This is a genomic window from Actinospica durhamensis, assembly GCF_018139695.1.
Taxonomy (GTDB): Bacteria; Actinomycetota; Actinomycetes; order Streptomycetales; family Catenulisporaceae; genus Actinospica; species Actinospica durhamensis.
The window spans coordinates 1-387 of record NZ_JAGSOG010000892.1; the positions used below are offsets into that span (position 1 = coordinate 1).

Sequence of the window (387 nt, forward strand, 5' to 3'; positions counted from 1 at the left end):
ACCCCCAAGGGCGTCGCCGTCGCGCACCGCGGCCTGTCCAACATGCTCGAGGGCCAGCGCGACCTGGTGGACCCCACCCCCGAGGACCGCGTCCTGCAGTTCGCCTCCTTCGGCTTCGACGCCTCGATCCTGGAACTGACCTGGTCCCTCGCCAACGGCGGCTGCCTCGTCACCGCCCCCGGGGACGACCTGCGCCCCGGACCCGACCTCGCGCGCACCCTGCGCGAGAACCGCGTCACCGCCGCCATGCTGCCGCCCAGCGCCCTCGCCGTCCTCGGCGAGGACACCTTCCCCGGCCTCAGGGTGCTCCAGGTCGCCGGCGAGGCCTGCCCGGCCGAACTCGCCGACCTGTGGTCGCGCGGTCGCCGCTTCCAGAACGTCTACGGC

1 protein-coding gene is annotated in these 387 nt (G+C 74.4%); it reads left to right on the forward strand.

Going from position 1 to position 387, the window contains the following annotated elements; translation table 11 throughout:
• Window positions 1-387 (forward strand): AMP-binding protein (locus KDL01_RS42710; protein WP_212534385.1); only part of this gene is annotated, 387 nt, incomplete at both ends.